At 51.5% G+C, this 20,517-nt stretch carries 17 protein-coding genes and 1 tRNA gene; 2 read left to right on the plus strand and 16 right to left on the minus strand.

Annotated elements, in window-relative coordinates:
* Nucleotides 1–16: 16 nt before the first annotated feature.
* The 15 genes from cobA to JJQ72_RS08310 all read right to left on the minus strand — a co-directional run bounded on the left by cobA (nucleotide 17) and on the right by JJQ72_RS08310 (nucleotide 17,822).
* Nucleotides 17–1,570: a uroporphyrinogen-III C-methyltransferase gene (gene cobA / locus JJQ72_RS08240; protein WP_208203350.1), complete on the minus strand. Its 1,554-nt coding sequence runs from the start codon at nucleotides 1,568–1,570 to the stop codon at nucleotides 17–19.
* Between the two features lie 6 nt (nucleotides 1,571–1,576).
* Entirely contained in the window at nucleotides 1,577–2,533 is a 957-nt protein-coding gene (hemC, locus tag JJQ72_RS08245) for a hydroxymethylbilane synthase (protein WP_208203444.1), read from the minus strand.
* Nucleotides 2,533–3,183, minus strand: a complete 651-nt coding sequence (locus JJQ72_RS08250) for a precorrin-2 dehydrogenase/sirohydrochlorin ferrochelatase family protein (protein WP_243895958.1) — start codon at nucleotides 3,181–3,183, stop codon at nucleotides 2,533–2,535. The genes hemC and JJQ72_RS08250 overlap by 1 nt, the downstream gene beginning before the upstream one ends.
* A 6-nt stretch (nucleotides 3,184–3,189) precedes the next feature.
* On the minus strand, nucleotides 3,190–4,023 hold the full coding sequence (gene ccsA, locus JJQ72_RS08255; RefSeq protein WP_138225056.1) for a cytochrome c biogenesis protein CcsA: 834 nt from the start codon (nucleotides 4,021–4,023) through the stop codon (nucleotides 3,190–3,192).
* Between the two features lie 14 nt (nucleotides 4,024–4,037).
* On the minus strand, nucleotides 4,038–5,447 hold the full coding sequence (gene hemA, locus JJQ72_RS08260; RefSeq protein ID WP_208203351.1) for a glutamyl-tRNA reductase: 1,410 nt from the start codon (nucleotides 5,445–5,447) through the stop codon (nucleotides 4,038–4,040).
* Nucleotides 5,448–5,728: 281 nt separating this feature from the next.
* On the minus strand, nucleotides 5,729–6,127 hold the full coding sequence (gene speD, locus JJQ72_RS08265; protein WP_138225054.1) for an adenosylmethionine decarboxylase: 399 nt from the start codon (nucleotides 6,125–6,127) through the stop codon (nucleotides 5,729–5,731).
* Between the two features lie 345 nt (nucleotides 6,128–6,472).
* Nucleotides 6,473–6,919: a non-ribosomal peptide synthetase module gene (locus JJQ72_RS08270; protein ID WP_243895959.1), complete on the minus strand. Its 447-nt coding sequence runs from the start codon at nucleotides 6,917–6,919 to the stop codon at nucleotides 6,473–6,475.
* A 323-nt stretch (nucleotides 6,920–7,242) separates the two neighbouring features.
* A complete protein-coding gene (gene yihA / locus JJQ72_RS08275) occupies nucleotides 7,243–7,830 on the minus strand; it encodes a ribosome biogenesis GTP-binding protein YihA/YsxC (protein ID WP_138225052.1) in 588 nt (195 codons plus the stop codon).
* A 17-nt stretch (nucleotides 7,831–7,847) separates the two neighbouring features.
* Nucleotides 7,848–10,184 (minus strand): endopeptidase La, encoded by a 2,337-nt coding sequence (lon, locus tag JJQ72_RS08280; protein WP_138225051.1) that lies wholly within the window; start codon nucleotides 10,182–10,184, stop codon nucleotides 7,848–7,850.
* A gap of 84 nt (nucleotides 10,185–10,268) precedes the next feature.
* Nucleotides 10,269–11,996, minus strand: coding sequence for an ATP-dependent protease LonB (gene lonB, locus JJQ72_RS08285; protein WP_208203352.1), 1,728 nt, complete (start codon nucleotides 11,994–11,996; stop codon nucleotides 10,269–10,271).
* A 156-nt stretch (nucleotides 11,997–12,152) separates the two neighbouring features.
* Nucleotides 12,153–13,262 carry a flavodoxin-dependent (E)-4-hydroxy-3-methylbut-2-enyl-diphosphate synthase gene (gene ispG / locus JJQ72_RS08290; RefSeq protein ID WP_138225049.1) on the minus strand — a complete coding sequence of 370 codons (1,110 nt, stop codon included), beginning with the start codon at nucleotides 13,260–13,262 and terminating at the stop codon, nucleotides 12,153–12,155.
* Nucleotides 13,263–13,381: 119 nt separating this feature from the next.
* Entirely contained in the window at nucleotides 13,382–14,641 is a 1,260-nt protein-coding gene (gene clpX / locus JJQ72_RS08295; protein WP_138225048.1) for an ATP-dependent protease ATP-binding subunit ClpX, read from the minus strand.
* A 14-nt stretch (nucleotides 14,642–14,655) separates the two neighbouring features.
* The gene (gene clpP, locus JJQ72_RS08300) at nucleotides 14,656–15,246 is read right to left on the minus strand and encodes an ATP-dependent Clp endopeptidase proteolytic subunit ClpP (RefSeq protein ID WP_138225047.1); all 591 of its coding nucleotides are present in this window, start codon (nucleotides 15,244–15,246) and stop codon (nucleotides 14,656–14,658) included.
* A 282-nt stretch (nucleotides 15,247–15,528) separates the two neighbouring features.
* A complete protein-coding gene (gene tig, locus JJQ72_RS08305) occupies nucleotides 15,529–16,854 on the minus strand; it encodes a trigger factor (protein WP_138225046.1) in 1,326 nt (441 codons plus the stop codon).
* A 140-nt stretch (nucleotides 16,855–16,994) separates the two neighbouring features.
* Nucleotides 16,995–17,822 carry a hypothetical protein gene (locus JJQ72_RS08310; protein ID WP_208203353.1) on the minus strand — a complete coding sequence of 276 codons (828 nt, stop codon included), beginning with the start codon at nucleotides 17,820–17,822 and terminating at the stop codon, nucleotides 16,995–16,997.
* 310 nt (nucleotides 17,823–18,132) lie between these two features.
* Between JJQ72_RS08310 and JJQ72_RS08315 the strand changes: the two genes are divergently transcribed.
* Nucleotides 18,133–18,206: transfer RNA gene (locus JJQ72_RS08315), tRNA-Arg, on the plus strand.
* Between the two features lie 860 nt (nucleotides 18,207–19,066).
* Nucleotides 19,067–19,837 (plus strand): class I SAM-dependent methyltransferase, encoded by a 771-nt coding sequence (locus JJQ72_RS08320; RefSeq protein WP_208203445.1) that lies wholly within the window; start codon nucleotides 19,067–19,069, stop codon nucleotides 19,835–19,837.
* 206 nt (nucleotides 19,838–20,043) lie between these two features.
* Here the strand turns inward: JJQ72_RS08320 and JJQ72_RS08325 are convergent, their stop codons facing one another.
* Complete coding sequence (locus JJQ72_RS08325; protein ID WP_138225043.1) at nucleotides 20,044–20,499, minus strand: hypothetical protein; 456 nt, start codon at nucleotides 20,497–20,499, stop codon at nucleotides 20,044–20,046.
* Nucleotides 20,500–20,517 lie beyond the last annotated feature (18 nt).

The raw sequence follows: 20,517 nt of genomic DNA on the forward strand, positions 1-20,517 counted from the left end.
CCTCCATAGCTGTATGTTAATCCCGAAATCGTCTCGGTTCATCTTTATTCCACTCACAGAGTGCCTCTACCAGGCTCTCGATGGTCGCTTCCTTAGCGAGAATTAATCCTTTCAGTCCCGCTTGCTGAGCCGTATCGGCCGTAATCGGTCCAATACAGGCGGCAGCTGCGCCCTCTAACAGCTGAACCGGGCTTTGGACACCCATGCGCTCCAGCATCGCCAGCAGATGAGTCACTGTGGATGAGCTGGTGAAGGTCACCGCATGAATGCCGCCTTCCTGCAGCAGCCGCAGCAGCTCCTCATCTTCCTCTTCGGGCATGACTGTCTCATAAATCGGAAGATCCGTCACCTGGAGCCCCATGTCTCGCAATTGGCCGGGAAGCCAGTCTCGGGCCAGATCACCCCGGGGGAGCAGCACCGCCTGTCCAGGCTGCAATTCCCCGGCAAAGGCGTCAATCAGTCCCTCAGCCTGGAAGCGGCTTTCCAGCACCTCTGCAGCAATGCCCCGCTCGCGAAGCGCGGCTCCCGTTGCCGGGCCGACTGCGGCAATCCGTGCTCCCGCGAGAGACCTGATATCTTGCCCGGAAGCATTAAGATGGCGGAAGAAATACTCTACTCCATTCACGCTTGTGAAAAACACCCAAGCATACGTCTGAAGCTGCTCCAAAGCGCGACTGATTTCCTGGAGCTTGCCGGGTGAAGGCATGACCGTCTCAATGACCGGAAATTCATACGGCTCTCCGCCCAGCTCTTCAATCCGCTTCACAAGCAGACTTTCCTGCTTCCGGGAACGGGTTACCAGAATGCGCTTGCCGAACAACGGAAGCTGCTCTGACCATTTCAAGCGGGAGCGCTGGTGTACAACTTCTCCGACCACAATAACAGCAGGAGGCTCAAACCGCAGTGCGTTCACCTTCTCTTCAATATCCTGAAGCGTTCCGACCAGGGTATCCTGCTCTGCCCTCGTTCCCCAGCGGATCAAGGCTACGGGCGTTTCCGGCGGCTTGCCATGAAGCATCAGCTGACGACTGATGTAACCGATCTTGGCAACGCCCATCATAAAGATGAGCGTTCCGGTTGCATGAGTCACCTTGTCCCATTGAATCATTCGGTCCAGCTTGTCCGGGCTTTCATGGCCGGTAATAATCGATAAAGATGAGGCCAGGTCCCGATGGGTCACAGGAATCCCGGCATATGCAGGAACACTGATCGAAGAAGTAATGCCGGGTACAATCTCGAAAGGGATTCCGTGCTTATATAACAGCTCGGCTTCTTCCCCCACGCGTCCGAAGATCGTGGGATCTCCTCCCTTGAGCCTCACCACCGTCTTCCCCTCCAGAGCCAAATCCACCAGCAGCTGGTTGATTTCCTCCTGCTTCATGGTATGGCGATCCGGAAGCTTGCCGACATAAATCTTTTGTACCCCCGGCTGCAGCCACCGTAACAACCGCGGAGAAGCTAACCGGTCATAGACAACGGCATCGGCCTGTTCCAGACAGTCCTTCCCTTTCACCGTAATCAAACGCGCATCGCCCGGTCCAGCTCCGACCAGATAAACCTTCCCCGTCATGCTTCTTCATCCCCTAACCTGTGACAATATCTCCTCGGCACCGCCAGATTTCAACAAATCTGCAACCTGGATGCCCAAGCTATCCGGCTCCACTCCCATAGAGCTTTCTTTCAAGATGCGCTCCCCGTCCGGCGAGCCGACCATTCCAGTCAATTGAATGATTCTTTGTCCCTCCTGCGCATGTCCCTCCGGGGCGTCCATCCAGACCGCATGCGCGCCAATCGGCACCTGGCATCCGCCGTTCAGCTCATACAAATATCTGCGCTCCGCTGCGACCGTTTGCGCTGTATCGTCATCATTGTAGAGCTTCAGCAATGCCAGTAGGTCTTCATCCTCTGTCCGGCATTCAATGCCGAGCGCGCCTTGGCCTACCGCAGGCAGGCAAATATCAGAGGGAAGATAAGCTGTAATGACATCCTCCCAGCCCATGCGCTGCAGACCGGCTGCCGCCAGAATAATCGCTTGGAACTCTCCGTTCTGGAGCTTCCGCAGGCGTGAATCAATATTCCCCCTGATCCATTCAATCTGCAGATCCGGGCGATACGCCTTCAGCTGGCTCGATCTTCTCAGGCTGCTTGTCCCTACCTTCGCGCCTTCAGGAAGCTCATCCAGGCTGCCCGCAATATGAGAAATCAGGCAGTCCCGAGGGTCCTTGCGTTTCGGGACCGCCCCTGTCGTTAAGCCCTCCGGAAGCACGGACGGCATGTCCTTCATGCTGTGCACTGCCATATCAATGCTGCCATCGATCAACGCCTGCTCGATTTCCTTAACGAACAGACCCTTCCCTCCAACCTTGGACAGCGTCACATCCAGGATGCGGTCGCCTTTGGTCACGATTTTCTGTACCTCAAATGTATATTCAAGCCCATTCTCCTTGCACAGCCGGGTCAAATCGTCGATCACCTGTCCCGTTTGCGTAAGTGCCAGAGCACTCTGTCTGCTTCCCACTACGATGGTTCTCATCATTCCGCCTCCTGATTGTCTGTAATCCAGTTTTGTATTTGCGCCGGAGTCCAGGGAATAAAATCTCCACGCTCAATGTCAAGCCATAGATCCTGCTCATGTATAGCCCGCATCAGGCGATGCCGCTCTGAAGGGGTCTTCACCTGCTTCTTGATTCCCTGACGAAGCTCATATAGAAACTCCAGATAAAGATCAAAGGAGCTCCCAAGCTCACTCTCTAAATGCCTGCATAGCTGAACAGAAGCGAGCGGGCCCGCCCCTGCTGTAGTTACGGCAAGCGTCAGCCGCCCCCGCCGGAGCACCGCCGGGCTGATGAAATCACCGGCCTCTCCATGATGGGCTATGTTTACCAGCGTTCCGAGGCTTCTTGCCTCCTCCGCAATCAGGTGGTTGACCTCTTCATGCTCTGTAGCCGCATATACCAGAAATGCGCCTTCCAGATCTCCGGGCTGATAAGCCCGCTCACTCCACCTCACGCTGCCTTCATCAGCCATTGCTGCCAGACGGGGCGTGACATCAGGACTAATAATATGTACGGAGGCACCGGCCTGCAGAAGGCTGCTCGCCTTTCGTTCCGCAACCGCTCCTCCACCTGCAATGACGCAGGACTTTCCTTCACAATTCAGCATTACCGGAACGTATCGGACCAAACCCCATTACACCCCCGACCATCCATGAAATCCCGACCAGGCATTCAGCAGAAAGTTAATAACGATAAAGACAAGACCGATCAAGGCCCATCTCGCTGTTTCCAGCCCTGATCTGCGCTGAATGGTCCTCCTTACGAAATAATTCAGATATACGCAGAGCACAATAAAGGTCGTTATCACTTTCAAATCCCAGAGCAACGACAGCTGCCCTTCCTGAATCAACGAGATGACCGCAATTGTTAGAGACAGCACGAGCAGTAAAATCCCGAACAGAATAGCCGCATAGGAATAGCGGTCGAGCATTTCCAGACTCGGGAGCCTGCGAATGAGGCTGTTCCATTTCTTCGTTTTGAGCCTGCTGTGCAAAAAAAGATACATCCCCGCAAAGGCCGCCCCAACCATAAGGGCAGTGAAGCTGACGCTTGCCAGTGTAATATGCAGCACCAGCAAGCCCTTCACCGAGCTCCACATGTCCCACATTTCCATCGGCTTGAAGCCTGTCGTAATGATCATGCGGTTAAACACGGTGACACAAAAGCCTGCTATGCCGAGTATGACAGGAGCCAGGTCTGCCCTTTTCATAAACGTAATGACCAGCGAGGTCAATGTCAGACTTAACGAACAGAATAGCAAAAAGTCGAAGGTTGTCAGCACCGGCAGCGCTGAATCCCCGAACAGCCTCACGCCCGTCACCAGCAGCTGCACGGCAAAAGCAACGGCAAGAAGCCCCGCGCCGGTCCGCTTTGCTGTCCGATTGCGATGGACGCAATCCGAAATGTAAAACAGTAGGCTCAGGGCATAGATATAAATGCCAATATCATACATATAATTGAGCGGCATATGTCTTCACCGCCTTACAGAACAGCTGGAGCAAAAGGAGCCTGAATACTCTTGCGCTCCTTCACCAGCGGATCGTCCTTACGGACAACAGTGTCATTTTCCTTCACCTGTGCCTGAACCGGAGTCTTCCGCTTTGCCCCCTGCTCCTGCTCGTGAACCAGATCCTCCAGGGCAAAAATCTGGGTGAAATACTCCAGTGCCTCCGGAGCTTGCTTACCGCCTGTCATCTCTTTAATCCGGTTGATGGGATCATGCATCATCTGATTCACGATGCTCTTCGTCAGGCGCCGGATGACCTTACGCTGACGGTCGTCCAGCTCGGGAAGCTTGTTAAACAAGCTTTCCAGCGTCTCTTCATAGATGCCGGTAGACTTGTCTTGAAGAGCGCGGATCGCAGGTCTTACCCCAAGCGTCTTCAGCCATTGATAGAAATTGGCCATCTCTTCCTCAATCATCCGCTCGATCTTCACGGCTTCCGAACGCCGCATTTCGAGGTTGCTCTCCACGATTCCCTCCAGATCGTCAATGTCGTACAGAAATACGTTCTCTACGTCTCCGACAGAAGGATCAATGTCACGCGGTACCGCAATGTCAATCATAAACAAGGGCTTGGCCTTCCGCTTCATCATGCTCTGCTTGACGAGCGATGGACCCAGCACGTAATCATTGGCTCCAGTAGAGCTGATGATAATATCCACTTCACCCAGACGGCTCATGGCCTCCGTCATCGTGCATGGAGTGCCCTTGAAGCGATCAGCCAGCTCTTCAGCGCGAGCCAAAGTCCGGTTTGCTACAATCACCTCGGCAGCACCATTGGCATAAAGATGCTTTACCGTCAGCTCACTCATTTTGCCGGCGCCAAGAATCATGACCTTCTTATGGTGAAACGTGCCGAAAATCCGCTTGCCCAGCTCCACCGCTGCATAGCTGACCGAAACAGCACTCTCTCCGATGGAGGTTTCTGCGTGGGCTTTCTTGGCAAGCGTGATCGCCTGCTTGAACAGCATATTGAACCAAGTGCCTGTCGCCTTCTCCTCTTGAGCTTTCAGGAAGGCATTGCGGACCTGACCGAGAATCTGAGTTTCGCCGATCACCATGGAATCCAGGCCGGAGGTTACTTTAAACAAGTGCGAGATCGCCTGTTCTTCTTCGTATATATATAAGTGTTTCGTAAATTCCTCACGCGGGATGCCAAACCACTTCTCCATAAAGCTGCGAATAAAATATCCGCACATATGAAGACGGTCAACCACCACATAGATTTCTGTCCGGTTGCAGGTGGCGACAACGACGCCCTCCAGTACGCTCTTGGTCGATTTCAGCTGTGCAAGCGCCTCAGGGAGATCCTGCTCCGCGAAGGCAAAACGTTCTCTGACCGCAACAGGCGCCGTGCGGTAATTCAACCCAACAACGACGATGTGCATGGATGTTCACCTGCCTAATAAATGATGTGTTCCAGATCTTTTATAGCCATAAATAATTATATCATAGTATGTCGAATAGGCTTGTTGCTTTTATGAAATGTTTATGAAATCGCCATCTTCTTCATCTGCTGCCTAAATGCACTGACCTTTCTGTACTATTGTGGTATGTTTCAAGCCAAGATATGCAAGGTCAGGGAAATGGTCAGATCTGCTGCAGATTCCATAAAATAAATAACCATGGAATATTCCATGGTTATTTCTATACACATTTGGATGGTGATTTACACCAGTTCAGCCTGCTTCATATCAGGAGTTTCGACCTTCATCTCGCCCAGTCCGCGTACAAGCTTCTTGGCGTAGCATTTCTCAGGTTTCAGTGCGGATACCAGGTAATCAATGGCCAATTGCGGATCCACTGTTTCTCCGCAGGTATAACAGTCAATCGCAGCAAAACCTCTCTCAGGGTAAGTATGAATAGAGAGATGGCTTTCCGACAACAGCACAAGCACCGTTGCACCTTGTGGTTCAAATTGCTTGGACTGTACGGACAGTACCGTTGCTCCGCAGGCTTCAGCAGCTTCCACCATCTGAGACTGCAGGTATTCCGCATTGTTCAGTAGTTCGAAGTCAACTCCCCAAGTATCAACAGCAACGTGTCTTCCGAAAGTAGAGTATTCCATCTTCCGGTTTCCCCCTTCCTAGGAATAAAATGTTTGAAAAATTTCATCCGCTAGGACCTACGTCATTCACTTCCCGAGGGAATAATCTCTCGCAACATTACATGTCCTGAGTGAATCCTGGTTCCTATATTCTTTTCAACGAGATTAAAAATAACATCTATGACGGCGAATTGCAACACATTTCTTAAAAAAAGAAGAGATAATTATTTTACAGACCAGCATATGAATATTCCCGGTTCCTTGCTACACCGTCCATTAAAATTAACAAACCGCGTCAGAAAGTCAGAAATGTCTTTACATGGTCAAAGAAAATGCCCTGCGGTAAGCCGCAAGGCATAGTAAGTGTTAGGCTTCTAATATGAATAAACGATGATTATAAAGGCGTAGCTGCTCATCAATGTTCCGGGTATGTGTCATGGATGTAGACTTCAGCCGCTCATCCAACAGGGCATTCACCCGGTCCTGGATGACCTTGATCTCGACTTCTGCTGCGTGACTCTGAAACAGACGCTCCAGCTCTCCGGCTGTATCCTTGTGCTCATACACCAGGCTGCATTCTCCGTCTGCCAATTGGGCGATCCGTTGTACCGTGCCTTCATGGTAGTCATAGCTCATCGTAAATCCTCGGTAAATCCGGTTAACCCGTCCGCTGCCCTTGAATGCCGCAAACAGCTTGCGGACCTCGTTGGTCAGTTTAGGGGTTACCAGTCGGCACGATAACTCACAGACATACATGCCATTTCTGCGCTCAAAAGGCAAATGAACTTCTTCCCCGCTTTCATCTTCGAGCATGATTGCATGCCCTCCGCCTTCTAAGACCCCGACCCGCATTTGCAGGGTGGAACCTCTCTTTCCTTGGAGGAATTGATCCATTTGAACATCCGTCATTTGCATGGTGGCGTTAACATATTCTGTGGCTATCTTATGAGCCATAAAAATCTCCTCAATTCTTTTAACAATCCTTAGGTCCATTATACAGCAGACGCCAAAGATTTTCTTGTGATTGAACGGAGATTATTCATCATATTTCATAAAAAAACGCTTTTAGGTTCGTTTTACGCAGGAATTTCAGCGACATCCTTCAAATCCTACTGAAAATTCACCGTATCCCTGCCCTATTCGTGAATATGGGACTGAATAATACTCCATAATTCATCTTTACCCATCCCCGTCTCCGATGAAAACATGACCAGCTGATGATCCTTTCGAAAGCCCAGCGTTTCTTTCACAACCTTGATATGCTTCTGCCACCGGCTGCGCGGAATTTTATCCGCCTTGGTCGCTACCACACAGATCGGGCGGTCATAATGCTGCAGCCAATCATACATACTGACATCATCCTTGGAAGGCGGATGGCGGAGATCCACGACCAGCAGCACCAGCTTGAGCACATCGCGCTCCAGCATGTAACGCTCAATCATGGCTCCCCAGGCGGCCCGCTGGGTCTTGGACACTTTGGCGTAGCCATAACCCGGAACGTCGACGAAATAAAGGCCATTTTCAATCCGGTAATAGTTCAGATGCTGGGTTTTGCCTGGCGTTGAGCTTGTCCGGGCCAGGTTCTTTCTCGTGATCAAGGTATTGATCAAGGAAGACTTCCCCACATTGGAACGCCCTGCCAGAGCAATCTCTGGCAAGGCGTCATCAGGATACTGTTCAGGTCGGACAGCGCTGATTACAAATTCGGCTTGATTAACTTTCATATGCAGTAAATTCCTCTCTAGTGCAGTCCCGCCTGTTCAACAAGCGCATGCTGCAGCACTTGATCCATGTGAGATACCGGAACAAACTCCACATCATTCTTTACACTGTCCGGTATTTCACGCAGATCGCGTTCATTGTCTTTGGGGAGCAGAATCTTCTTGTAGCCTGCACGGTGAGCTGCCAGGGATTTCTCCTTCAGCCCTCCGATCGGCAATACCCGTCCGCGCAGGGTGATTTCTCCCGTCATCGCCACAGCGCGGTTGACGTGGCGCTTCGTTAAAGCGGAGATGAGTGCAGTCGCTATTGTAATGCCGGCTGAAGGTCCATCCTTCGGGATCGCTCCCTCCGGAATATGAATATGGACGTCCAGCTTCTCATGGAAATCATCTTGAATTCCGAGTTCTCCGGCCTTCGAGCGCGTATAGCTGAAGGCCGCTTGAGCAGATTCCTTCATAACGTCTCCCAGCTTGCCGGTCAGGGTCAGCTTACCGGAGCCCGGTACGACTGTAACCTCAATGGTTAGAGTGTCTCCGCCGACCTCGGTCCAGGCCAGCCCCGTTACGCTGCCGATCTGATCCTCCAGCTCAGCCATGCCATAGCGGAATTTCGGTACACCGAGGTATTCCTTGATGTCTTCTGCTGTAATTGTAATGACACCCGGCTCACTTGTCACGATCTTCTTGGCTGTTTTGCGGCACAGCGCTGCGATCTGCTGCTCCAGGTTACGCACGCCCGATTCCCGGGTATACTCCCGGATCACCTTCAGCAGCGCGTCTTCCTCCAGGTGCAGCTGGTCCGGCTCCAGGCCATGATCCCGCTTCTGCTTCGGCAGCAGATAACGCGTGGCGATTTGCTGCTTCTCAAGCTCAGTATAGCCCGGGATATACAGCACCTCCATCCGGTCCAGCAACGGACGCGGAATCGTATGCAGGGCATTGGCTGTCGTGACAAACATCACCTGGGACAGATCGAAAGGAAGCTCAACAAAATGGTCACTAAAGGTGTTGTTCTGCTCCGGATCCAGCACCTCCAGCAAAGCTGAAGCTGGATCTCCCCGGAAATCGCTGGCCATCTTATCAATCTCATCCAGCAGGAACACCGGATTTCTGGAGCCTGCCGTCTTCATGCCTTGAACAATACGTCCCGGCATGGCTCCTACATAAGTCCGGCGGTGACCGCGAATTTCGGCCTCGTCCCGTACGCCGCCCAGGGAAATACGAACAAACTTCCGCTCCAGTGAACGGGCGATGGAGCGCGCGAGGGACGTTTTACCTACGCCGGGAGGTCCGACCAGACAAAGAATGGGACCCTTCAGCTTTTTGACGAGCTTCTGCACGGCCAAATACTCCAGCACCCGCTCCTTCGGCTTCTCCAGTCCGTAGTGATCCTCATCCAGCACCTGCTCCGCCTTCTTGATGTCAAGGTCATCCTCGGTTTCGGAAGTCCACGGCAATGCCAGCAGCCAGTCCACATAGTTGCGGATTACTCCACCTTCTGCGGAGCTGGCAGGCATTTTTTCCAGACGGTCGATTTCCTTCTCCACCTTCTCGCGGACAGCCTCCGGCAGCTCCAAGTCCTGCAGCTGGCTGCGCAGCTCCTCAACCTCACCGGTGCGGCCTTCCTTGTCTCCGAGCTCCTTCTGGATCGCTTTCATCTGCTCCCGAAGGTAGTACTCCTTCTGCGTCTTCTCCATCTGCTTCTTGACGCGCTGGTTAATCTTCCGCTCGAGCTCCAGCACTTCCCGCTCATTATTGAGAATATCCAGCAGCTTCTCCAGCCGCTTACGTACATCAATCGTCTCCAGGATCTCCTGCTTATCCTTGATCTTCAAAGACAAGTGGCTCGTAATGACATCGGCCAGACGTCCGGGCTCATCAATGTCCGATACCGCGGCGAGCGTCTCCGGCGTCACCTTTTTGGAAAGATTGATATAATTCTCAAACTGGCTCAGCACCGTCCGCATGAGAGCGGAAACCTCGAAATCATCATTCTCTTCCTCCGGCAGCTCCCGTGCCAGAACCTCGTAGAACTCCTCGTTGTCCGTATATTCTATAATTTCCGCGCGCTCCATACCTTCAACCAGAACTCGTATGGTCCCGTTCGGAAGCTTCAGCATCTGCCTTACGTTGGCGATCGTGCCGATTCTGAATATGTCTTCCTGCGTAGGCTCTTCAATGTTCACTTCGGATTGAGAACAGAGGAGAATCAGATTATCTTCCACCATCGCCTTCTCCAGGGCCTTTACCGATTTCTCCCGCCCTACATCCAAATGAAGCACCATGCTTGGATAAACCAGCAGTCCTCGTAAAGGCAGCAAAGGAAAACGACGATCTTTCGACTTATGGGGTCCCATCGCTTTCACACCTCCAATGGCTCTCAATGTTGACACGAATCTTATTTTATCAAATGTTCATATAAAAAACCAACGGCGCGTCGCCTAACAGCCTCCTGCGTCTGTCACCTGGTTTGGACGCTGTACCGATGCCTGAAGCAGGGATGCAGCGGACGGAGGAAAGACCTCCACTGCCGGCTGATGGAGCATCTCCCGCGCCGCCTCTGCGCCAAAAATGTGTGCAAACACTTCATCCACCGTCTCCACCGGAATGACCCGCAGTCCGTCCAAATCCTCAAACAGGCTCTGCCAGTTATCCTTCGGAATAATGACCGTAGTGGCACCAGCCTGAAAAGCCGCCTCCACCTTGGCAATGACGCCGCCAATCGGCTTGACACTGCCATGAATACTGATTTCTCCCGTCATAGCGGTTTTGTTGTCTACCGGAATTCCTTTGATCGCAGATACGATGGCTGTAGCCATTGCAATGCCTGCCGAGGGGCCGTCAATCGGCGTGCCGCCCGGAAAATTAATATGCAGCTCATACGCTTTAGGCTGAAAGCCCATATAGCCCAGAACGGTCAGCACGTTCTCGATGGAGCCTTTCGCCATACTCTTGCGGCGCAGCTTCCGTGAGCCTCCTCCGAGCTCCTCTTCATCCACGACGCCTGTAATATTATATGTTCCGGCGCCTTTTTCGGCACGTACAGCAGACACCTCAATCTCCAGCAGCGCCCCCATATTGGGACCGTACACCGCAAGCCCGTTGACCAGCCCAATCTGTGGACGCTCCGGCACCTTGCGGTCCGGACGCGGCTGCAGCTGGCTGCTGCTGGCCACCCACTCGACGTCGGCAGCGCGAAGCGCATCCCTTTTTTCGGACATCGCAATGCCGCCTGCCATCTGAATCATATTCACAGCTTCCCGGCCGTTCGTGCAGTACCGCTTGACCACTTCCACCGCTTCCGGCGATGGCTGCAGTCCAATCTTCTGAATGGCATCCTCGCCGATCCGCCCGATCTCCTCCGGCAGCAGCGGACGGAAAAATATTTCCATACAGCGGGAGCGCAGCGCCGGCGCAATCTCCTCCGGAGAGCGGGTCGTCGCCCCAACAAGACGGAAGTCCGCCGGAAGTCCGTTCTGAAAAATATCGTGGATGTACGCCGGAGTGTTGACATCCTCCGAGTTGTAGTATGCGCTCTCCAGCAGCACTTTACGATCCTCGAGTACTTTTAACAGCTTATTCATCTGGATCGGGTGCAATTCGCCAATTTCATCCACAAATAAAATACCGCCGTGCGCCTTCGTCACCGCACCCGGCTTGGGCTGCGGAATGCCTGCTACTCCCATTGCCCCGGCGCCTTGGTAAATCGGGTCATGCACCGAGCCGATCAACGGGTCGGCAATACCCCTTTCATCGAATCGGGCTGTGGTAGCATCAATCTCTGTAAACTTGGCATCAAATTTAAAGGGTGACTGTGGATTTTTTTTGGCCTCCTCCAAAATTACCCGTGCTGCCGCCGTTTTACCCACCCCCGGTGGACCATAAACAATGACATGCTGAGGATTACCGCTGCACAAAGCAGCCTTTAAGGCGCGCAGCCCGTCCTTCTGACCCACAATATCGTCCATACTTTGCGGACGCGTCTTCTCTGCCAACGGCTTGGTCAGCGAAATGGAACGCAGCTTGCGGAGCTTATCCAGCTCCTTGCGCGATTCCCGGTCTACTGCCGTTTTACTGTTTTTTTGGCCTCGCAAAAGATTCCAGAAATAGACTCCGATGATCACAGCAAAAAACAATTGAATCATCATAATGATGATATTCAGATTCATGAGCACTTCCTCCTTTGTACTTTCAAAACAACAGCTTTTTATATGGTAGTATTGCCTGAATATTTGAAAGTAAAAGTAAACCACTTCATCAAATCTGTGAAAACATAAAAACCGCCTGAACCGGCGACTCCCGATTCAGGCGGCTATAGCGGCTGCTTATACACCCAATTTATGCTTGCGTCCCGGAATTTCTCCGGTTTGTTCATATACGGTAACGATATGGTCAATTTCCTTCTTCAGTTCCTCAACCATCGTCTCTTCCGGTACTTTGCGAATCATTTCTCCATAGCGGAACAGCAGGCCTTCGCCCCGTGCTCCGGCAATACCGATATCGGCTTCTCTTGCTTCGCCCGGGCCGTTTACGGCACAGCCCAAGACAGACACCTTAATCGGAACCTTCAGCTTGGAAATATACTCCTCCACCTCTGCGGCGATCGAGAACAGATCAATATCCAGCCTTCCGCAGGTTGGACAAGAGATCAGTGTTGGCGCATCAGAAATGAGACCGAAGGTCTTGAGCAGTTCCCGCCCTACCTTGATTTCTTCTACAGGATCTGCGCTGAGCGAGATGCGCACCGTGTTCCCGATGCCCATAGCCAGCAGCGCCCCCAATCCGGCCGCACTCTTCACGGTGCCGGAGAACAGCGTACCTGCTTCGGTAATTCCCAGGTGAAGCGGATAAGGAATGACCTCCGCAGCCTTGGTGTAAGCCGCAATAGCCATCGGAACGTCTGAAGCCTTCAAAGAAACAATAATGTCGTGGAAATCCAGCTCCTCCAAAATACCGATATGGTACAGGGCGCTCTCCACCATTGCTTCCGGAGTCGGATAGCCGTACTTCTCCAGTAAATGGTTCTCCAGAGAGCCGGCATTAACACCGATTCGAATAGGAATACCCTTGGCTTTGCAGGCTTTGACTACCTCTTCCACTTTGGAGCGCTTACCGATATTACCCGGGTTAATCCGAACCTTATCAATCCCGTTCTCAATTGCCAGAAGCGCGAGCTTGTAATTAAAATGAATATCTGCCACTAACGGAATATGAATGCGCTTCTTGATCTCCTTGATCGCTTCCGCCGCTTCCTCATTGTTAACGGTGACCCGGACTACCTGACAGCCCGCTTCCTCCAGACGAAGAATTTCGGCAACGGTTGCTTCGACGTCCGCAGTTTTGGTCGTGCACATGCTTTGGATAACGACTTCGTTACTCCCGCCAATTGTGAGATTCCCCACTTTTACGGGCCTGGTGTCCTGTCTCAAAAACATGGATCAATCTCTCCCATAGAACGGCAAAGCTCCACTCCTCAACTCGGCGTAGTAATCGGTGCCAAGAGTGGAAGTGGAGAATTGTCGTTTAATTGATTGTCAAGTGAGGGGCACCCGGATTAGGCGCTCTCTTCCTGCTTCTTGTCACTGCTGCTTTGCAGCTCCGGCACAACCTTGTCCTTCACGACCTGCTCTGTAATGACACAGTCTGCAATATCGTCACGGGACGGCACCTCGTACATAACCTCCAGCATAATGCCTTCAATAATGGAACGCAGGCCGCGGGCCCCTGTATTACGCTTGATCGCTTCACGGGCAATGGCCTCCAGCGCTTCCTGCTCGAACTTCAGATTGACGTTATCCAGCTCCAGAAGCTTCTGGTACTGCTTCGTCAACGCATTCTTCGGCTCCGAGAGGATACGAACCAGAGTCTGCTCATCCAACGGCTCTAGGGTAGAGATTACTGGAAGACGACCGACAAACTCCGGAATCAAGCCAAATTTCAGAAGATCCTCCGGCAATGCCATCGTCAGGTACTCGCCAGCCTTGAGCTCCTTCTGACCTTCCGTCGTAGTGGCATTGAAGCCAATGACCTTCTTGCCGATCCGGCGCTTGATGTACTGCTCCAGGCCATCAAAGGCACCGCCGCAAATAAACAGAATGTTCGTAGTATCAATCTGAATAAATTCCTGATGCGGATGCTTGCGGCCACCTTGAGGCGGAACCGATGCGACCGTGCCCTCCAGAATTTTCAGCAGTGCCTGCTGTACACCTTCCCCGGAAACGTCCCGGGTAATGGAAGGATTCTCGGATTTACGGGCCACTTTATCAATCTCATCAATATAGATGATGCCGCGCTCCGCCTTCTCTACATCAAAGTCCGCAGCCTGAATCAGCTTCAGGAGGATGTTCTCTACATCTTCCCCTACATAACCCGCTTCAGTTAGCGAGGTAGCATCCGCAATAGCAAAGGGTACATTCAGAATCTTCGCCATCGTTTGAGCAAGCAGAGTCTTACCAGAGCCTGTAGGTCCCAGCAAGAGAATGTTACTCTTCTGCAATTCTACGTCCTCAATCTTGCTCTGGGTGTTGATGCGCTTGTAATGGTTATATACAGCGACAGCAAGAGATTTCTTGGCTGCTTCCTGTCCAATTACATATTGATCCAGAATTCCGCGGATTTCCCGAGGCTTCGGAATATCCTTCAGATCTACTTCTTCTTCATGCCCCAGCTCTTCCTCTACGATCTCGGAGCACAGGTCGATACACTCGTCACATATATAAACGCCGGGCCCAGCTACCAGCTTGCGCACCTGCTCCTGCGACTTCCCGCAGAAGGAGCATTTCAGCTGCCCTTTGTCATCATTGAATTTAAACATCTTATTACCACCTCTTAAGATTTGATCGGCGAAGACAATACATCATCAATAATCCCGTAGGATTTGGCTTCTTCCGCACTCATGAAAAAGTCACGGTCTGTATCGCGTTCAATTTTTTCAAGGGGCTGTCCTGTCCGCTCCACATAGATTTGGTTCAGCTTCTGTCTCGTCTTGATGATCCAGTCAGCGTGGATTTGAATATCGGAGGCCTGGCCTTGAATGCCGCCCAGCGGCTGATGAATCATGACCTCACTGTTCTGAAGCGCATAGCGTTTGCCCGGCGCTCCCGCCGTTAACAGAAGTGAGCCCATGCTTGCTGCCATACCTACACAAATCGTAGACACGTCAGGCTTGATAAATTGCATTGTATCATATATACCCATACCGGCTGTCACAGAACCACCGGGTGAATTGATGTACAGATGAATGTCTTTCTCCGGATCCTCGGCAGCCAGAAAGAGCAGCTGAGCCATCACCAGATTCGCTACATCATCATCGATCGCATTGCTGAGGAAGATGATACGATCCTTTAGCAGCCGGGAGTATATGTCATACGAACGCTCTCCCCGACTGGTTTGTTCCACAACCATAGGCACAAGACTCATGCGACCAACCTCATTTCCTTGAAAAATTATACTTCAGCGTTACAAAAGATATTCTAACATGTTCAACGTCTCATGTCATTTTTTAACCATGTATACATTGTATGAACATGCCGCTCAAAATATCCTGATCGAAAACTTGCAATATGTATGGAGCTGCTGTTGTCAATAGATGACCAATTGATGTCATATTTAGTATGTTTTTGGATGTTAAAGGGTAGAAATAAGGCACGTCTTTATACAAAGCACGTGCCTCATCGTATCCTTAACTGCGATAAGCAGTTCCTATTCTTCTGTGGACTCTTCTTCTTTCGGTGCTGGAGGACCCTCAACGCTGTTCTCGATCAGGAAATCAATCGTCTTGCGGAGAACCAGCTCTTCACGCAGGTTGTCCAGGGAACCGTTCGCGGAAAGGATGCTGCGGATTTCTTCAACCGGACGCTTGTAGGTTTCAGCCATGTTGCCAAGCTCCTCGTTGATTTCTTCTTCGCTCACTTCCAGGTTCTCTTCCTTCGCGATTTGCTCCAGAACCAGGTTGTTACGAACGCGCTTCTCAGCATCGTCCTTCATTTGACCTTCCAGATCGGACTTGGATTGTCCGGAGAAGCTCAGGAACATATCCAGGTTCATACCCTGCTGACGCAGACGGTTGTCGAAGTCACGCATCATGTTCTGTACTTCGGACTGAATCATCGCTTCTGGAATTTCGATCTCTGCATTAGCAGACGCCTTCTCCACAGCTTCGTTCTCGCGAACGCCTTGAGCATCTTGCTCTTTACGCTTCATCAGCTGGGATTTCAGGTCAGCCTGGTATTCTTCCAGCGTGTCAAACTCGCTGACGTCTTTAGCGAATTCGTCGTCCAGCTCTGGCAGCTGCTTGCGCTTAATTTCATGTACCTTCACCTTGAAGACAGCAACTTTACCTGCAAGCTCTTCAGCATGATACTCTTCTGGGAAGGTCACCTCTACGTCCTTGAAATCGCCAGTCGCCATGCCGATGACCTGCTCTTCGAAGCCAGGGATAAAGCTGTTGCTTCCAAGCTCCAAGGAGTAACGCTCAGCTTGTCCGCCTTCGAAAGGAACACCGTCAACCGATCCGTCGAAATCAATAACCGCGATGTCGCCGGACTCTGCTTGTCCTTCTTCAAGAACAGCCAGCTCCGCATGACGCTCCTGCATACGCTTCAGCTCTTCGTTCAGCTCGTCCTCTGTAACCTCTACAGGTACAGCGGCAACCTCGATCCCTTTGTAGTCGCCCAGCTTCACTTCAGGCTTCACAATTACTCTCGCCTTGAATTTGAACGACTCACCTTTGGAGAATTGCTCAATATCGATTTCAGGACGGTCTACAGGGAAGATGTCTGCTTGCTCTACAGCTTCGCCGTACACTTCAGGAAGAAGGATATCGATGGCATCCTGATACAGGCTTTCCACACCGTAACGCGCTTCAAAAATCGGCCGTGGCACTTTACCTTTACGGAAACCAGGTACGTTCGCTTTCTTTGACACTTTATTAAAAGCCTTGTCAAGCGCAGCCGCGACGCGGTCCGCTTCTACCTCAACGTCTAGAACGCCGAGGTTCTTCTCTATTTTTTCCCAAGTTGCTTTCATTTATGCTTTCCCCTCCAAAATTCACGTGGTCGGCGCAGATCAAATCTCACGTCCCGAATAACCACTATAGTATAAACAACATTAATTCCTTTTTCAAGGGTAAACCCTTGCAGACGGTAAGAGGAAGCGTTTCCTCTGCCCTAATTCTCCATTCCTGCGGATACAAACTGGCGGATCGCCCGGCATGCCTGCTCGTAGCGGAAGCGCATCGTGTCTGTCACTCCATACGCGGAGCGGATGCTCTCTTCGTCCCGAACGCCCTTCAGGCTCTCCGATACCGTATCTTGAAGGGCGGCCGCCCAGATGTCAAGGGTCGATTCCTCATTATCCAGCATGGAATAATAATCCTTGGTCCCGTATACCGCCATAATAAACTGCGACCACAGCTCCTGCGCAAAATAATACAGCGTCGGCTCATGCACTTCTGTCTTCTCCGCAACCCGCTCCAGCACCTGCTGGATGACTTCCGGATATTCACCGGGGCCCAATGGAATATGCTCTACTTCCACGCTCACAGTCTCGCTGCCACGGATCAGAGACACCGTTCCGGTCGCGCCTCTTCGTCTCATGGTCTGCAGCACCCTGAACTGCAGCAGCGGATGCAGCGGCCGTTCCTTCATCCACGCCGCCAGGGCATCATCCACTTCCGGCCGGTCCAGATAAGCCAGCTGCTCCAGCGCCAGCACGGTCTGTTCCGTCAGCGGACCGTTCATCACTGTATCCAGGAGCTTATCTGCGTATCCTGCATCCTGCGCCATTTTGTCCTGGACCATGCGCCTGGTCATCTCGGCTTCATCTCCATCTTCTTCAGGGTCATCACCGTTGCCTGCATCTGAGGATGGAAAAGCCGCCTCCAGCCACTCCAGCAAGGCCTGCCACTCTTCATAGTGGCGTTGATCCTGCCCCTCGCAGCGAAGAAGAAAGGCGAGCAGCTCCTTGGCTTCCCCGTACCGCTCGTTCTCAAGCATCACGGTCAGCTGGATCTGGTAGTAATCGAGGGTTTTGGGGAACAGAATAACATTTCTTGCGTCTTGGTCTGTGGAGTTGGAGTCCTTTATAAGGACACCTCCTTTCGCACCGATTTCATATTTGTTGATTATAGCATAACCCTGATCGCTAAAAAAATAAGGCCTGCGAGGTGAGCAGCCCGATGTCATGATCTCAAATTATAACGGCGATCCGCATGCCTATTTCCAGTTACAACTACCACAAAGCTGAAATAAAGGTTGAACTCACTTTCTGTTTATGATATTATAATTTTTGCTTGAAAAAATACGTGTCCCAGTAGCTCAGCTGGATAGAGCAACGGCCTTCTAAGCCGTCGGTCAGGGGTTCGAATCCCTTCTGGGACGTACATAGAGAAACCGCCCTCGGGCGGTTTTTCGCGTTCCAGAGGGATAAGAACCCCGTTGGTTCGTCGAAGCTGACGCTTCGAAAGCATATTCTTCGCAGTCCGCCCAAACGGGCGGCATCCCTTCTGGGACGTACATAGAGAAACCGCCCTCGGGCGGTTTTTCGCGTTCCAGAGGGATGAGAACCCGTTGGTTCGTCGAAGCTGACGCTTCGAAAGCATATTCTTCGCAGTCCGCCTGCAACATGCTGTTCTGTTCGGTTTTTCGCATTCATTCGGCTTTTGCGCCATTTACTGCACCATCGTGTTCGGTTTTTCGCACACATTCGTCTCTTACACCATTTACTGCACCATCGTGTTCGATTTTTCGCATTCATTCGGCTCTTGCGCCATCCACTGCACCATCATGTTCGGTTTTTCGCACACATTCGTCTCTTACACCATTTACTGCACCATTGTGTTCGGTTTTTCGCATTCATTCGCCTTTTGCGCCATTTGCTGCACCATTGTGTTCGGTTTTTCGCATTCATTTGCCTCTTACGCCGCTCTCGACACCTATCGTATTCGGTTTTTTCATACACATCTCACTACTTCACCTCACGCGAAGTTTGCTGGATCTAATGACACGATTAATGGTCAAACTCAAAAGTTTCGCATGGTCTCAGAGCTGTGGATGGTCGAAGTCGCTGTGCGATTTTTTTTGCATCCGAAAGGGATAAGAGGATTCCGGGTTCCAATGCTTTTCCAGCCTTTTATAGATTCAACCTATAAGATGGATAATTATTTAGTATTTCTATTTATAACACTCTAAGAGTAATAATAAGTGCAACATAACAAGTCTTTTGTTGGGAGGAATTGTCCATGACAGATTCTCAGAGATGGAGCCCAGAAGAATATGACCGCTCTATGAGTTTTGTATCCGGATTCGGCAAGGGTCTGATCGACTGGCTATCTCCGCAGGAAGGTGAATCGATTTTGGATTGGGGCTGTGGAACCGGCGATCTGGCTTACAGCATTTCACGCTCCGGTGCTGAAGTAACGGGAATGGATTTCTCGCACGATATGGTCCGGGCTGCATCCGTCAAATACCCCGAACTTCACTTTATACAAGGCAACGGAGAAAATTACACCTCCGATATTTCGTATGATGCAATATTCTCTAATGCTGCACTGCACTGGATGAAAGACGCAAAAAGCGCCGCATTGTCGATCCACCGCTGCTTGAAGCCTGGAGGACGATTCATTGCTGAATTTGGCGGGCAGGGCAATATTGAGATGATCCTGAAGGCTGCATTGGACACGTTAAAAACAGATTACGGGATCGAAGCCGCAGGTCGAAATCCATGGTATTTTCCAACCCTTGGCCAGTACACTTTATTGCTGGAGGAAGCAGGCTTTCGGGTTACACAGGCGCTGCATTATGAGCGCCCCACTCCTCTTCCAGATGGGGAAAAGGGAGTACAGCATTGGCTCTCTCACTTTGGACAAATGCTTTTCTCGGGAATGAACCCGCAGGACAAGAAGGATGCCTACCATAAAATAAGTGAGCGAGTAAAACCCGCCTTATGGAACGGGGAATGGTACAGCGCTGACTATACGCGCCTTCGTATCGCTGCTATAAAATGTAGTTGATTACGTATAAAGTGTCCTAGTGTGTTTAGACCAGCAACAAAAGTGGTACCGCTAGCAAAAATCCTCGTCTCTTATAAGAGGCGAGGATTTTTTATTTTATCCTAGGCGGAAAGCATAATGCTGAGTTAGTTTATTACATCATCTGTTTTAACCGCAGTTCAGGACATCTTATCCTTATCGGGCCTGCTGGAGCATCTCGCCCAAGCTTAGGACGACTGAAGGCCGCGGAGCATGAGCCGGACGATTACAGCGGTGCCCTCAACCTTAACGTCTGCAATCATCCAGTTGACGGCCAGGCGCTGCTCCAGCAGCTTTAGCTGAGACTCTGACAGGGTCAGCCCCTCGATCATTCCTTCGCCAACCGTAAAGTCGGTTTCGGAATTCAGGCCGAACGTCTGCTCCAGCCATATTTTGAGACCGTTGCGGGTATTGAAGGTGATCCGGTAGCCCTCTTGAATGGCTTTTTGCAGATCCTCTCCATGCTCTTCGGCATAGCTGAACCATTCTTCGTAGCGGTAATGCTCATGCTGAGCCGGTGCAAACACCTGGAGTGACTGCTCTCTTACCCCCTGCAGCAGCTCTTCGGCAGACAGGCCGCAGCGACGGGCACGCTCCAGAAGAATGGCGGAATGCTGGGATATTTTTGGAATAGATACGGACATCTTGGAACCCCCCTTTGG

Source organism: Paenibacillus sp. F411 (genome assembly GCF_017582705.1).
GTDB lineage: Bacteria > Bacillota > Bacilli > Paenibacillales > Paenibacillaceae > Paenibacillus_AQ > Paenibacillus_AQ algicola.